This is a genomic window from Enterococcus sp. AZ103, from assembly GCF_051714685.1.
In the GTDB taxonomy this organism is placed as follows: Bacteria; Bacillota; Bacilli; order Lactobacillales; family Enterococcaceae; genus Enterococcus_A; species Enterococcus_A alishanensis.
The window spans coordinates 1,566,190-1,579,563 of sequence record NZ_JBIOSI010000001.1; the positions used below are offsets into that span (position 1 = coordinate 1,566,190).

Genomic DNA, 13,374 nt, shown 5'->3' on the forward strand with positions numbered 1-13,374 from the left:
GAGGGAAAAAATGGATATTCAAACAAAAATGATTCATGGCGGTATTAGTGAAGACGCAACAACTGGTGCTGTAAATGTACCAATTTATCTAACTTCGACCTTTAAGCAAGACGGAGTTGGTAAACCTAAAGAATATGAATACTCTCGATCAGGTAATCCAACTCGAGCAGCTCTAGAGGAATTGATTGCCGATTTAGAAGGCGGCGTAAAAGGTTTTGCTTTTTCTTCTGGTTCAGCTGGTACCCACACAGTCTTATCAATGTTTAAACGAGGCGACCATATTATTTTAGGCGATGATGTGTATGGTGGAACTTTCAGAGTGTTGGATAAAATTTTCCGTCAATTAGAAATTGAATTTACTTTGACGGACGTGACCAATCCAAAAGCGATCGAAGAAAGTATTCAAAGTAATACCAAAGCGCTGTTTCTTGAATCACCTAGTAATCCATTGTTAAAGATCACTGACATTGAAGCCAGCGCCAAAATTGCAAAGGCCCACAACATTTTAACAATTGTGGATAATACTTTTGCAACGCCTTATTTACAACAACCGTTAAGTTTAGGAGCGGACATTGTTTTGCATAGTGGAACAAAATATCTTGGTGGACACAGTGATGTTGTTTCAGGATTGGTTACCACCAATAGTCAAGAATTAGCTGAAAAAATTGGTTTCTTACAAAATGCAATTGGCGGGATTTTAGGTCCTCAAGATAGTTGGTTGGTTCAACGAGGCATTAAAACTTTAGCCGTTCGGATGGATGCGCATCAAAAAAATGCTGGTATTTTAGCTGAATACTTGGCAAATCAACCTCAAGTAGCCAAAGTATATTATCCTGGTTTAGCTGATCATCCTGGTTATGAGATTGCTAAAAAACAAATGAACGGTTTTGGTGGAATGATTTCATTTGATTTAAAAGATGAAAGTAAAGTCAATCAATTTGTGGAGAGTTTGAAGATATTTACTTTAGCCGAAAGTTTAGGTGGGGTGGAAAGCTTAGTTGAAGTACCGGCACTAATGACTCATGCGACGATTCCTAAAGCTGATCGGGAAAAATCTGGGATTAAAGACGGATTGATTCGTGCCTCTGTCGGAATTGAAAGCAGTCAAGATTTATTAAATGATTTAAAACAAGCCTTTGCGGCAATTCAATCAGAAAAGGAAGATTAAAATGAAAAAAAAATTATTAGCAGTTGCAAGTTTAGTATTAATTGGTATTTTTGCATTAAGCTTAAGTGAAAATGATCAAGCAGCCAGCAACAAAACTTTAAGAGTCGGAACTGAAGGAACTTATGCACCGTTTTCTTATCGTAATGATAAAGATAAATTGGTTGGGTACGACGTTGATGTGGCAAGAGCTGTTGCCAAAGAAATGGGTTACAAGGTTAAATTTGTCGAAGCACCATGGGATTCAATGTTAGCAGCTTTTGATGCTGGTAAATCTGATGTTGTCTTCAATCAAGCTAGTATTACGCCTGAGCGTAAGGAAAAGTATGCTTTTTCAACCCCATACACTGTTTCTCATGCTGCTTTGATTGTGAACAAAGATAATAAAGATATCAAAGATTTTTCTGATTTAAAAGGAAAAAAAGCAGCTCAAAGTTTGACTAGTAACTATGCAACGATGGCAGAAGATGATGGTGCAACAATTGTTTCTGTAGATGGTTTCAGTAAAGCGGCTGAATTAGTTAATTCCGGTCGGGCTGATGCAACCTTGAACGACGATGTAGTTTATTACGATTATGTAAAACAACAAAATGACGATAGCTTAAAAATTGTCGCAACTTCAAAAGACGAAACAAAAATGGCTGCTATGGTCCAAAAAGATGACAAAGCTTTATTGAAAAAAATTAACAAAGCCATGAAAAAATTAAAAGACAATGGTACTTTATCAAAACTGTCTGAAAAATATTTTGACAAAGACATTTCTAAATAATGAATTAAAAATAAGACTAAAAAAACGATCGTCTTAGTGAGGAGAATCAAATGGATCGAAGTATTGAAATTATTCAAAGTTCCATCTTGCCGCTTCTGACCTCTTTAATTCAAGTGACCATTCCTTTAACGCTGATTGCTTTTGCGTTGGGGATGGTTCTTGCTTTAATTACGGCTTTGGCGCGAATATCTAAAAATAAAATTTTAAATGGTATTTTTTATTTCTATGTCTGGGTCTTTCGCGGGACACCCTTATTAGTGCAATTATTTATTGTCTTTTTTGGCTTACCATCGATTGGTGTTGAATTAGATGCTTGGACAGCAGCGATTATTACTTTTTCTTTAAATACAGGTGCCTATGCTTCTGAAAATATTCGTTCAGCAATCTTAGCAATTCCAGAAGGACAATATGAATCAGCTGCATCTTTAGGCATGAGTCAGTGGCAAATTTTTTATCGTATCATTGCCCCCCAAGCTTTTAAGATTGCTTTACCACCTTTGTCAAATAATTTTATCAGTCTAGTAAAAGATACTTCTTTGGCAGCTTCAATTACGATTGTTGAAGTCTTTATGACAGCGCAAAGAATTGCTGCTAGAACCTATGAACCATTATTATTGTATTCTTTAGTTGCTGTTTATTATTTGGTCGTTTGTACTTTCTTAAATTGGCTTCAGACTTATCTAGAAAAGCGCATGTCGTATTTTTCATAAAGGAGACACACTATGCTAACAATAAAAAATTTAACCAAGTCATTTGATCAAACTGTCTTAGAAGATTTAAATATTCAATTTATTCCCGGGGAAACGACCGTTATCTTAGGACCTTCAGGATCTGGAAAAAGTACGTTATTGCGGACCATTGATTTGTTAGAAACACCTGATAAAGGTACGATCGAAATATCAGGAGAAAAATTAACTTTCCCACGGAAAATGTCATTTCCAGAATTAAAAGCTCATCGTCAACATTTCAGTATGGTTTTTCAACAGTTTAATTTATTCCCTCATTTAAGTGTCTTACAAAATGTTATGGAAGGTCCCGTTCAAGTAAAAAAAGTAAACAAAGAAACCGCTCGTAGAGAAGCTATTTTATTACTGGAAAAAGTTGGTTTAGCTGACAAGCAAAATGAATATCCTCAACAACTTTCTGGAGGTCAAATGCAGCGAGTAGCAATCGCGAGAGCTTTGGCGATGGAACCAGAATTTATTTTGTACGATGAACCTACTAGCGCGCTAGATCCAGAATTGGCACAGGAAGTTTTACAAGTGATTCAAAAAATTGCCCAAGACAAAAAAGGCCAAATCATTGTGACGCATCACATTGAATTTGCCCGTAAAGTTGCTGACCGGATTATTTTTTTGGAAAATGGTCAGATTTATTTTGAAGGTCCTGCAGCTGAATTTTTTGATAGCTCAGCAGAGCGAATTCAAAAATATGTTCAACAATTTGTCTAAGAAAGTACGTCACATTTTGTGTAACGTACTTTTTAGCTAATTACATGCTCTCAACTTTTTCAATATATTGTTCTTGTAATTTAGAAAAGAGTAGCACACTCTCTTCCCGACTCAAGCCTTCATTTCGAATCAAGAAGAATCTTTTTTCTCCTGGAGGAATGGCAGCTTTTGTTTCGGCTACATAAAAATCAATACTTGGATCAATCGATTGTCCTTCTTGATAGACAGAAATCATCCGGGTTTCAATAAAAGTTAAAAATGAAAAGAAATTTTGCAAATCATAAATCGGTACAAATTGTTCTAAGCCAACAATACCAACAATCAAATTTTTATCGTCTAACTTTTCTTTCCATAGCGGTAAAAGCAACATTGAAAAATAAGTCGTTATTTCATGGATACTATTTTTTAAATACATAAAACGTTTACGACGAGTTATTTTAATAAAGAAAGCATAGATTTCTTGATAGAGTCTTGATTTTGGATTAATTTTTCCTTTCATTTCCTCCTCCATATACTGAGGGAAGAGTAGGAAATTACTTTTAATCACTGAAAAATTCATTAGCGCTGACAGTAAGTTCGCTTTAATCATCATTAATTCATCATCATTTAAACTGATAGCATCATCTGCTAAAAATTCATCTAGAAATTCTATCACTAAACTCGTTAGTGGCAGCGTGGCTTGCTTATCCTCAAATTGTGCCATTTTTATTTTTAAACGCGGATCTTTAGTAGAAAAGGTGTAGGGTAAATAATAAAGAATATAGACTAAAGAAGAAATATCCCAATCAGCCTTGTTCAAATCAAATGATTCAGCGAAATATTCCTCTAAGTAGACTACCTCATCGGGTTGAATTAAATGTTTAAATGGATAGTTCGTAATGAACTGTTTCTGCTCCATCCTCAACTTAGCAATAAAAATTCCCATAAAAGTATAATCATAATTAAAAAATGGTGGTGTATCTAATGACAAATGAGAAAATAGCTCTTTTTCTCTATCCCCGAAACTAACCGCGTCAATTAAATCCTGTCCACTGGACCCTAACCATAATACTGATCCAAACAAGATTCGGATAACAAATTCATCACCGGTGATTTTTAGGTTTGAAATACTGATTTTGATTGGAAATTGCCTCAAATAGTCAAAATAAGGACGTAAAGCACGGCGGACTGTCGACAAACTTAAGAATAAATAATCACTGAAGTCTGCTAAATCAGCATTTGGATGTAATAAAGTATACAGGGTAAATTTATAAGGCAGAGAATTTTTAATCAAATATTTTAAATAGCGATTGTGGTCATATTTTTGCTTATCCCAATGGATTAATGAGTTATCAGAAAAAAAAGTTTCATTAAATAGCTTGATAAAATCTTTTGAAATGGAAACCAAAATATTTTGCACGGTTGTGAATGAATAATTTGTTAAAGCTTTCACTTGATTTATTGTATAAACATTGGAGTCCATTTTTTGAAGCGCATGTATAATCGTCAATTTTTTTTTTGCATCAGCACTTAATAATATTTGTTCCATCGCTCACACCCCACTTTAAATAACGACTTAATTATATCATATGGAATATTTATTTTAATAAAAAATGGTAAAATAGATAAACAAAATTGCCTAAAGATTAAAAAAATCTTTCTTTAATTTCCATAAAAATTAAAGGTTTAATAAATTAATGAGAAAAAAGAATTATTTTTAGCTAACCATAAAAAAAGTATTGATAAAAATCTTTCTTTAGTGTAAACTTTAAGTTTCACTATTTTGTTTCTCTTTTTTTGTTATTTATTTTTTTACACACTATTGAAAAATCTGAATATATCTATATAATATAATAAATGAACCCGTTTACAAATAATTGAGGAGGGAATGTTATGCTTAGCGTTTGTTATCGAAAATGATTCAGTGATCAAGCAAAACTTAGCGTGTCTAAGGAAAGTCAAGTTAACATTGTCGACCATTTTTTGCTGGGTTCACTGGAATTGTCATAAAAAAATAGAAAATTCGGCAGTTAACTTCACTTCAACCTAATTTAAAGGAAAAAGGATGGAATGAAATGAAGAAAAATTTACGTGTATTATTAGTGGGACTTTTGGCAGTAGTTGGATTAGTTATTTTCGCTGGCTGCGGATCAAATGATGGAGGAACTTCAGGTAGTAGTACTGCTGATCGGGCAGAAGCAGATATTGATTGGCAATTTATTTCACCGGCTGATATGAAAAAAGTCGTGGAAGATGAAGACGCTGAAAGTTATCACGTGGTAGATATCCAACCGGAAGCAGATTTTGCCAAAGGGCATTTGCCAAACTCGATTGAATTGGCTGCATACCCAGTAGATACAAAAGAATTAGAAGATATCGTAACAGATTCGGCAGATCAAATGTCAGATGATGAAAATCCGATTTATGTAATGTGTCCTGGTGGTGGTGCTGGAGCGAAAAGAACAATTTCAGTTTTAATCGATGCAGGGATTGATGAGTCTCGCTTATATATTATTGAAGATGGTGCCAAAGGCTGGCCATATAAAGACGATGCGGATCTTTGGGTGCAAAGCTAATTAACTAAATATGATAACAGGACCGCAAGAATTTTCTTATGGTCCTAAAGTTTTTTCTGGTTTTTTAAAGATTGAAAAGGAATTTGTGATTCGTTATACTTAATTAGAAAGAGCGGACTTACTGAATGATGGGAGGGATATTTTATGCAACATAAACATACTAGTTTTTGATTGAATCATGAAAAACTTAGAGTTTCTAAGCATGAAAAAAATATTCTTCCCTTCATTATGTTTAGTTGTGGGTAAATAGTCACTACTAATATTTCAAGGGGAGCATACTGTCTAAAACAAGTATGTTTTTTTGTTGTGGACAAAATTAGTTCGTCACTTCAAAAAAAGAAATCGAGGAGAATTTATTTATGAAAAAAGCAACTGTATTTATCGGCTGTCTGTTAATGGTGGCACTAGTTTTTGGTGCAAAAACAGAAGAAGTCTTAGCAGCAAAAAGTGATTCTAAAGAAACACATTTGGTTAAAAGTAATAAAATTAAAGACACTGATTTTTTTGTTGACGCTAAATGGGTAAATCAACACCGTGATGATGACAATACTGTGATTATTGAAGCTTCTTATGGTGAAGGAAAAGATTTTAAAAAAGGCCATCTTCCTGGATCTGTTCACATGGATACGATGGAGATCGAGACTGAAGAAAACAACTGGAATATTTTACCAGCAGAAACTTCTCGAGATGCCTTTTTGACAAAAGGTGTGAATGCTGATAGCACAGTGATTGTTTATGGTAATGATATTAATGCAGTTGGTCGGATTGCTTACGTTGCTTATTGGTTAGGTGTAAAAAATGTCAAAATTTTAGATGGTGGTTATGATGCTTGGACAGCAGCCGATTATAAAACTGAAAAAGGCAATGTAACGCCAAAAGCTGCGAGTGATTTTGGTGCAGAAGTACCTGGACGTGATGATACTTATATTGAAACAAGCGCTGATTTAGTTAAAGCAAAAGAAGCCAATCCTGAATTAATTGTTGCTTCAACACGTAGCTGGAAAGAATTTACTGGTAAAACTAGCGGCTATTCTTATATTGAAAATGCTGGAGAGCCAGAAGGTGCAGTATGGGCAAAGGCTAGTAAATCTAGTTCCGATGTAGCTTATTTAACTAATAAAGATGGCACCATGAAAGATCCAAAGAAACTTTTTGCAGCTTGGGAAAAATGGGGAATTACAAAAGATTCTGATGTAGCTTTTTATTGTGGAACTGGTTGGAGAAACACGGTTGTCTTTTTCTTAGCAAAACAATCTGGTTTTGAAAATGCTAAGATGTGGGACGGCGGCTGGTATGACTGGGATTTAGCACATCAATCAGATCCAAGTACTTATCCAGTTCAAGTGGGTGATCCTCGTGATGCCGACAAATTAGTAATCGAAAACTAATGAATAAGTTTACTTATTTAATTGTCCATCTGCTGCAAATTGTCTGTCTCTATTTTATTTATGTCTTCAATGATTTTTATCATAATCGTTTAGGATTTATGCGAAATACCGCTTATTTTCAAGAGAAATTTGCATCGAAATATAGTTCTTTTTTATGGTTAATACCAACTTTGTTCTTATTATTAGCCATTGTCTTTGTAATCAGGAAGAAAACCCTAGAAAGTTTAGTATTTTTAATTGAAAGTCTGTTGTTTTCTGGCTGGATATTTTTCTTTTCGCTGGAACAATTTGAGATTTATTATTTGATTGCTGGAATTTTCGCATTAGTTTTAATTTTACAATTGGTTTTGGTTTCGTTGCAAAAACGAAAGGTGGCGTAAAAATGTATTCCCAAAAAACCATCGATTTAGCAAAAGAAATTGCGGAAACATGTACTGAATGTGATCGCTGTATGAAGGATTGCGTCTTTTTGCAAACTTATTGTGAAAATCCCAAAATTTTATTTGAACAATTTTTAGCAGAGGATTTAGCAGCAATTATTCCCTATTCTTGTACTTTCTGTGGCCGTTGTACGGTTGTTTGTCCGCTACAATTAAAATTAGCTGATGCATTTTTGGCGATACGCCAAGATTTAGCTGCTGAAAAATTGCCATTAAAGCAACTAAGCGGTGCAGTTTGGCATCAACGCTTGTCTTGTAGTCGGATCTTTTCTGGTTTGAATCGGGGGAAATGAGATGAAATATGGATTTATGGCCGGTTGTTCATTGAGTTCAACTAGTCCCCAAAGAGTGGCTGATATTATCGAGTATTTGAAAAGCTTTTATCCCGATTTAGCGACTATTCAAGGTTGCTGCGGCAAGCCGACAAAAATGATTGGTCAGCAAGAGCTGTTTGAAAAAAGATTTCGTTCATTGGCTGAGATGGTAGCAGAAGCCGAAATTGATGAGTTAATTGTGGCCTGCCAAGGATGTATTCGTGTGATGACTGATGAAAATCAATTTAAAACCAGTTCTTTTTGGGTAAAGCTGGCAGAATTAGGTTTACCAGTAGAATTAAAGGGTAAAGCAAAAGATAGTGATGCAATATTGTCGATTCATGATTCTTGTCCCACCAAAGAAATGAGCGAAATTCATCAGGCAATTCGATTCATTTTGGAAGAATTAGGTTATCAAGTTAAAAAGCATCGCTTGTCTGGTAAAAATACAATGTGCTGCGGAATGGGCGGTATGTGTGGTGTTAGTAATCCGCCAATGGCTAAAGAAATTGCTAATAAAAGAGTAACTGATTTTAAAACCGATCAAATTGTTACTTATTGTGCTAGTTGTACCTCCGCCATGATTTTAGGTGGTGGGAATGCTTGGCATTTGTTGGATTTAATTTTTGGTCCGGTGATTCAAAAACAGGATGAAACGGTGGATCATCCTTTACAGCACTCTTTAAAAGCATGGGGGAATCGTTACAAATCAAAAAGAATGATTATGAAAAATTAGGAGGAAAAAATGAAAAAGAAATTATTAGCCGGAATCGCGCTATCTTTAGCATTATTATTGACCATTACTGGTTGTAAAACGAATAATGAAAGCAGTAGTAACAATGAGCCAGCTGAAACAACGGAAATTAAAAATTTTGAAGATGCTGTTGAGCAGGCAAAAGGAAAAACAGTTACTTTCTATGGATACGGTGGGGATGAAAAAGCCAATGCATGGGTAGATGAAGTGGTGACTCCTGCCATGAAGGAAAAATATGATGTTACTGTAAAACGAGTGGCGATGAGTGCAGAAGATTTCATGAATAAAATGGTCACCGAAAAAGAAGCAGGCACAAAAAAAGGTGATATGGATGTTTTGTGGATTAATGGTGAAAATTTTTACACTGCTAAACAAGCCGATCTTTTATTCGGCCCGATTCAGGACAAAGTGGAGAGCTTTGAAAAATTGATGGACACAGAAGGGCACAATTCAAATTATGATTTTGGTGTGCCGATTGATGGATTGGAAGTTCCCTATGGTTCTGCGCAATTAGTTTTTGGTGGGAACACCAATGATTTTTCCGATGGCTTCCCGACGAGTTCAGAAGCTTTGTTAGCATATGCTAAAGATAATCCTGGAAAAATTACTTATACAGCGTTACCTGAATTTACCGGCAGTGCTTTTGTTAGAAATATTATTTGTGACATTATCGGCTATGATGCGTTGGAAGCAGCTCCTGCTGATAAAGATAAGTTGTATGAAGTAATTAAACCGGGTTTAGATTATTTGAACGAGCTTAAACCTTATTTATGGCAAGAAGGGAAAACTTATCCTGCGACAACGGCTGAATTAAATGAAATGTTTGCGTCAGGCCAAGTTTCAATGACTTATAGCTACTCACAAATGCATGTTGCTGAAAAAATTGCCGACGGTGAGTTTCCAGAAACAACTGATGCTTTCTTATTTGATAAAGGTACGATTGCAAATGAAAGCTATTTAGCCATTCCTGAAACAGCACCGCAAAAAGCAGCAGCGATTGTTTTAATTAATGAAATGACGAGCGAATCTGCTCAACTAAAAAAAGCAACAGCCAAGTATGGTTACTCGATTCCACCATTCGATGAAACAAAATTGTCAGAAAATGCCAAAGCAACATTAAATAGTTTGTATGAAGAGCCAGGAGCTTTATCATTGGCAGAATTAAATGAAAAACAAATTCCTGAAGTACAAGCCGAAAAAATTCCAATCATCGAAGAATTATGGAAAGAACATGTCTTAAATGAATAAGAAATCAATTTTTTTAATTGTTCCTTTTTTACTTTTAAACAGCGTTGTTATTATAGCAGCGCTGTTTAAAGCTATTCAGGTAAGTTTTGGTTATTATCCAGTGGTGGGGATGACAACTTGGACGACTGAATATTTTCAACAGGTACTCACTAGTCAATATTTTCAAAGCTCTATTTTTTATAGTTTATATTTGGCTATCACCGCTACCGTATTTTCAATTGTGTTAGGTTTAGCATTAGCATTTATAATAATGAAATCAAAGTCTAGATGGTTCCAAAAAATACTGCAGATACCAATTGCAATGCCTCATCTAATTGTGACCTTAATGGTAATGCAAATGATTAGTCAATCAGGAATCATTTCACGGATTTTTTTTCAAATAGGTGTGATTTCTGATATTAATCAATTTCCGCTGTTGATTCATGATCAAGGAGGCTTTGGTATTTTATTAGTATTTCTATATAAAGAAATTCCTTATGTCGCAGTTGCAACTTTAGCAATTTTAAAACAAATGCAATTTGGTTATTTAGAAGTTGCGAAAAATTTGGGTGCTTCGCCGCGACAAGCTTTTTTTAAAGTGACTTTGCCATTGATTCAACCAACCTTAGCAACACTTTTTATTATCTTATTTTGCTTTGTTTTTGCTTCGTTTGAAGTACCATACTTATTAGGTAGTCCGCGTCACGAAACAATCGCAGTGACCGCTTATCAATTATTTAACCAAGTTGATTTGACGACACGTCCTCAAGCTTTTGCTTTAAATTTAATCATGTCTGCCATTTGCTTATTGGTTTCATTTTTAACTTTATTGGTCAGTCGCCTTTTACCAGGAGGTCATGGAGGTGGTCTGAATGAAGAATAGTATAAAATTTATAGTTGGTTTTATTATTATCTTGCCAGTGGCTGTTTTAGTTTTGTGGGCGCTAGGTAAGGATTGGTTGTACCCACAAATTGTTCCTGCTGAGTTTAGTTTAAAATTTATCCAGCAAATGGTTAAGGATCCGAACTTTGTAGCTGCTTTATTAAATAGTGTTTATATTGCTTTTGCAGCAACTTTTTTGACTTTAATTATCGCACTGCCGACTGCTAAGTTTTTAGCTTTTCAACATTTTTTACCTCGCCGTTTTGTCGAACTAATTATATATCTGGCACTAATTTTACCAGGGATTGCTATTATCACATCTAGTCAAACAGTTTTCTTACAAATGCGACTAACTGGAACTTTTACGGGACTTATTTTAATACATAGCTATTTCATGTTGCCTTATGCCTTACAAATATTGCTGGAGAGTTATCGCAAAATGGGCTTTGGCTATAGTGAAACGGCAAAAGTTTTAGGCGCAACGAACTGGCAAACGTTTATTTCAGTGACTTTTCCCCTGCTTAAACCGGGGATCTTAGCGGCTGGTAATTTAATTTATTTTGTTTCTTTTAGTCAGTATTTACCGACATTTTTTATTGGCGGTGGCAGAATCATTACTTTACCAATGCTATTATTGCCTTATGCAAATAACGGTCGTTTCGGAATTGCTTCTAGTTATAGTCTATTATTTTTAGTAGTCTCTTTAATCGCAGTTGGTTTAATAAAAAAAGGTATTGGAGGGAAAAAAGATGGGCTTACAACTTAAAAATATCGACCTCCAGTATGGGAAGCAATCAGTTTTAAAAAATATCTCCTTCACCATTAATGAAGGGGAAATTGTCACTCTCTTTGGGCCTTCTGGTGTTGGTAAAACTAGTTTACTGAAAATGATCGCAGGCATTCAGCCAGCAGCTGCTGGTGAAATAATATTTGATGGGTTTAAACAAGAGGAAGTTATTTTAGTTTTTCAAGATTTTTGGTTGTTTCCTCATATGACGGTGTTGGAAAATATTGCTTTTGGTTTAAAGGTTCGCCGTAAGGATAAGCAAGTGATTGCTGAGAAAGTGGCAGAGATGCTTCAGATTTTTGATTTAAAAGAGTTGGCAAAACAATACCCTAGCCAACTTTCAGGCGGACAAAAACAACGAGTAGCATTGGCACGCGCCTTAATTTTAGCACCGCGATTATTGTTATTAGATGAACCTTTTTCAAACTTAGATAGTCATTTACGTTTAAAGATGCGCGAGTACTTGTTGAAACTGCAAAAAGAATTTCAATTTAGCGTATTACTAGTTACTCATGATCAAGAAGAAGCTTTTTTATTATCGGACAAAATGGTGATCTTATTGGATCAGGAAGTGCAACAAATTGCCTCACCAAAAGAAATATATTATCAGCCAAAAAATAAAAAAGTAGCTAATTTTATCGGTGAGATGAACTATTTATCTGGAATGATTGATGGCAATATTTTTCAAATTGGTGATCAAGAGATTTTGTTGAAAAATGAAGCAAAAATCAAAGGAGACAGCGAAGTTTTAATTCCTTATGCTAGCCAAGTTGATCTTGTTGAAGTTGGTGTTGAAGCAACTGTCGGAAAAGTATTTTGGCGACCAAATGGCTATCAAGTTACGTTCAGTGTAGCAGGACAATCGTTGATTTTGAATAATTTATCTGTGGAATTAAAAGCTGGACAAACAGTTTATTTAGAATTTCCTAGAGAGTTGCAGGTCATAGCCTTATGATGATTTCCATTATTATGCCGATCTTAAACGAAGCAGAAAATTTAAAAAGAATATTGCCTCAATTAAAACAAATTAAAAGCAGCTTACCCTATGAGCTTATTATAGTGGACGGCGGCAGCCAAGATGGGTCGCAAGAGATTGCTGGGAAATATGGGACAGTTTATCATTTCCAAGAAAAAAATCGTGGCGCACAATTACGCTATGGAGTCAGCCAAGCAAAAGGAGAAATCTTGTGGTTTTTACATGCTGATAGTTGGTTTGAAGAGGATTTAACTAATCTGTTTGAAAAGATGGTTTCAATCTTAAAACAACCGAATGTCAGTGCTGGTTTTTTCCGAATTACTTTTAAAGGAAAAGGTTGGTTCTATCGGTATTTAGGTTTTTCTTCTCACCTGAGAGCCTTACATTTAGGTCTAATTTTTGGCGATCAAGGAATGTTTATTAGTCGAGAAATTTATCATCAAGTAGGTGGCTTTGAAGCGATTCCTCTAATGGAAGATTTTGATTTAAGTCGCAAGCTAGCAAAAATTGGGAAATTTGTTCCGCTTGGTTTAAGGATTTTTTCTTCAGATCGCCGCTTTGAAGGACAAAAATTTCGTGTTCACGTTAAGATGCATTGGTATCAATGGCAATATCTACATGGAAAAACCTCTGAAGAATTAGTAAAAAAGTACTATAAGGAGTAA

15 protein-coding genes are annotated in these 13,374 nt (G+C 35.0%); 14 read left to right on the forward strand and 1 reads right to left on the reverse strand.

Annotation, left to right across the window (positions count from 1 at the left end; all coding sequences use genetic code 11):
• Positions 1-10: 10 nt before the first annotated feature.
• Genes ID741_RS07900 through ID741_RS07915 form a run of 4 tightly spaced genes read left to right on the forward strand, consistent with a single transcriptional unit; the run spans position 11 to position 3,385 of the window.
• Positions 11-1,168 (forward strand): cystathionine gamma-synthase, encoded by a 1,158-nt coding sequence (locus ID741_RS07900; protein WP_438719641.1) that lies wholly within the window; start codon positions 11-13, stop codon positions 1,166-1,168.
• A gap of 1 nt (position 1,169) precedes the next feature.
• Complete coding sequence (locus tag ID741_RS07905) at positions 1,170-1,934, forward strand: amino acid ABC transporter substrate-binding protein (protein ID WP_218326849.1); 765 nt, start codon at positions 1,170-1,172, stop codon at positions 1,932-1,934.
• A 50-nt stretch (positions 1,935-1,984) separates the two neighbouring features.
• A complete protein-coding gene (locus tag ID741_RS07910; RefSeq protein WP_218326848.1) occupies positions 1,985-2,644 on the forward strand; it encodes an amino acid ABC transporter permease in 660 nt (219 codons plus the stop codon).
• Between the two features lie 12 nt (positions 2,645-2,656).
• Complete coding sequence (locus tag ID741_RS07915) at positions 2,657-3,385, forward strand: amino acid ABC transporter ATP-binding protein (RefSeq protein ID WP_438719642.1); 729 nt, start codon at positions 2,657-2,659, stop codon at positions 3,383-3,385.
• A gap of 40 nt (positions 3,386-3,425) precedes the next feature.
• On the opposite strand, the gene ID741_RS07920 is transcribed toward ID741_RS07915, so the two are convergent.
• Positions 3,426-4,913 carry a helix-turn-helix domain-containing protein gene (locus ID741_RS07920; protein WP_438719643.1) on the reverse strand — a complete coding sequence of 496 codons (1,488 nt, stop codon included), beginning with the start codon at positions 4,911-4,913 and terminating at the stop codon, positions 3,426-3,428.
• Positions 4,914-5,439: 526 nt separating this feature from the next.
• Here ID741_RS07920 and ID741_RS07925 point away from each other — a divergent pair.
• The 10 genes from ID741_RS07925 (at position 5,440) to ID741_RS07970 (ending at position 13,374) form a co-directional block, all read left to right on the forward strand.
• Complete coding sequence (locus tag ID741_RS07925) at positions 5,440-5,940, forward strand: rhodanese-like domain-containing protein (RefSeq protein WP_438719644.1); 501 nt, start codon at positions 5,440-5,442, stop codon at positions 5,938-5,940.
• Between the two features lie 359 nt (positions 5,941-6,299).
• The gene (locus ID741_RS07930; RefSeq protein ID WP_218326844.1) at positions 6,300-7,328 is read left to right on the forward strand and encodes a sulfurtransferase; all 1,029 of its coding nucleotides are present in this window, start codon (positions 6,300-6,302) and stop codon (positions 7,326-7,328) included.
• A complete protein-coding gene (locus tag ID741_RS07935) occupies positions 7,328-7,708 on the forward strand; it encodes a hypothetical protein (RefSeq protein WP_438719645.1) in 381 nt (126 codons plus the stop codon). The genes ID741_RS07930 and ID741_RS07935 overlap by 1 nt, the downstream gene beginning before the upstream one ends.
• 2 nt (positions 7,709-7,710) lie before the next feature.
• Positions 7,711-8,061 carry a 4Fe-4S dicluster domain-containing protein gene (locus ID741_RS07940; RefSeq protein ID WP_438719646.1) on the forward strand — a complete coding sequence of 117 codons (351 nt, stop codon included), beginning with the start codon at positions 7,711-7,713 and terminating at the stop codon, positions 8,059-8,061.
• A 1-nt stretch (position 8,062) separates the two neighbouring features.
• Positions 8,063-8,818 carry a heterodisulfide reductase-related iron-sulfur binding cluster gene (locus ID741_RS07945; RefSeq protein ID WP_438719647.1) on the forward strand — a complete coding sequence of 252 codons (756 nt, stop codon included), beginning with the start codon at positions 8,063-8,065 and terminating at the stop codon, positions 8,816-8,818.
• A gap of 9 nt (positions 8,819-8,827) precedes the next feature.
• Positions 8,828-10,084 carry an ABC transporter substrate-binding protein gene (locus tag ID741_RS07950; protein ID WP_438719648.1) on the forward strand — a complete coding sequence of 419 codons (1,257 nt, stop codon included), beginning with the start codon at positions 8,828-8,830 and terminating at the stop codon, positions 10,082-10,084.
• Positions 10,077-10,946: an ABC transporter permease gene (locus ID741_RS07955; RefSeq protein ID WP_438719649.1), complete on the forward strand. Its 870-nt coding sequence runs from the start codon at positions 10,077-10,079 to the stop codon at positions 10,944-10,946. The genes ID741_RS07950 and ID741_RS07955 overlap by 8 nt, the downstream gene beginning before the upstream one ends.
• Positions 10,936-11,712 (forward strand): ABC transporter permease, encoded by a 777-nt coding sequence (locus ID741_RS07960; protein WP_438719650.1) that lies wholly within the window; start codon positions 10,936-10,938, stop codon positions 11,710-11,712. Before ID741_RS07955 ends, ID741_RS07960 begins: the two co-directional genes overlap by 11 nt.
• Positions 11,696-12,688, forward strand: a complete 993-nt coding sequence (locus ID741_RS07965) for an ABC transporter ATP-binding protein (protein WP_438719651.1) — start codon at positions 11,696-11,698, stop codon at positions 12,686-12,688. The genes ID741_RS07960 and ID741_RS07965 overlap by 17 nt, the downstream gene beginning before the upstream one ends.
• A complete protein-coding gene (locus ID741_RS07970) occupies positions 12,685-13,374 on the forward strand; it encodes a TIGR04283 family arsenosugar biosynthesis glycosyltransferase (protein ID WP_438719652.1) in 690 nt (229 codons plus the stop codon). Before ID741_RS07965 ends, ID741_RS07970 begins: the two co-directional genes overlap by 4 nt.

Coding starts and splice junctions, on each gene's coding strand:
- ID741_RS07900 (WP_438719641.1), top strand. CDS start 11: ATGGATATTCAAACAAAAATGATTCATGGCGGTATTAGTGAAGACGCA.
- ID741_RS07905 (WP_218326849.1), top strand. CDS start 1,170: ATGAAAAAAAAATTATTAGCAGTTGCAAGTTTAGTATTAATTGGTATT.
- ID741_RS07910 (WP_218326848.1), top strand. CDS start 1,985: ATGGATCGAAGTATTGAAATTATTCAAAGTTCCATCTTGCCGCTTCTG.
- ID741_RS07915 (WP_438719642.1), top strand. CDS start 2,657: ATGCTAACAATAAAAAATTTAACCAAGTCATTTGATCAAACTGTCTTA.
- ID741_RS07920 (WP_438719643.1), bottom strand. CDS start 4,913: ATGGAACAAATATTATTAAGTGCTGATGCAAAAAAAAAATTGACGATT.
- ID741_RS07925 (WP_438719644.1), top strand. CDS start 5,440: ATGAAGAAAAATTTACGTGTATTATTAGTGGGACTTTTGGCAGTAGTT.
- ID741_RS07930 (WP_218326844.1), top strand. CDS start 6,300: ATGAAAAAAGCAACTGTATTTATCGGCTGTCTGTTAATGGTGGCACTA.
- ID741_RS07935 (WP_438719645.1), top strand. CDS start 7,328: ATGAATAAGTTTACTTATTTAATTGTCCATCTGCTGCAAATTGTCTGT.
- ID741_RS07940 (WP_438719646.1), top strand. CDS start 7,711: ATGTATTCCCAAAAAACCATCGATTTAGCAAAAGAAATTGCGGAAACA.
- ID741_RS07945 (WP_438719647.1), top strand. CDS start 8,063: ATGAAATATGGATTTATGGCCGGTTGTTCATTGAGTTCAACTAGTCCC.
- ID741_RS07950 (WP_438719648.1), top strand. CDS start 8,828: ATGAAAAAGAAATTATTAGCCGGAATCGCGCTATCTTTAGCATTATTA.
- ID741_RS07955 (WP_438719649.1), top strand. CDS start 10,077: ATGAATAAGAAATCAATTTTTTTAATTGTTCCTTTTTTACTTTTAAAC.
- ID741_RS07960 (WP_438719650.1), top strand. CDS start 10,936: ATGAAGAATAGTATAAAATTTATAGTTGGTTTTATTATTATCTTGCCA.
- ID741_RS07965 (WP_438719651.1), top strand. CDS start 11,696: ATGGGCTTACAACTTAAAAATATCGACCTCCAGTATGGGAAGCAATCA.
- ID741_RS07970 (WP_438719652.1), top strand. CDS start 12,685: ATGATGATTTCCATTATTATGCCGATCTTAAACGAAGCAGAAAATTTA.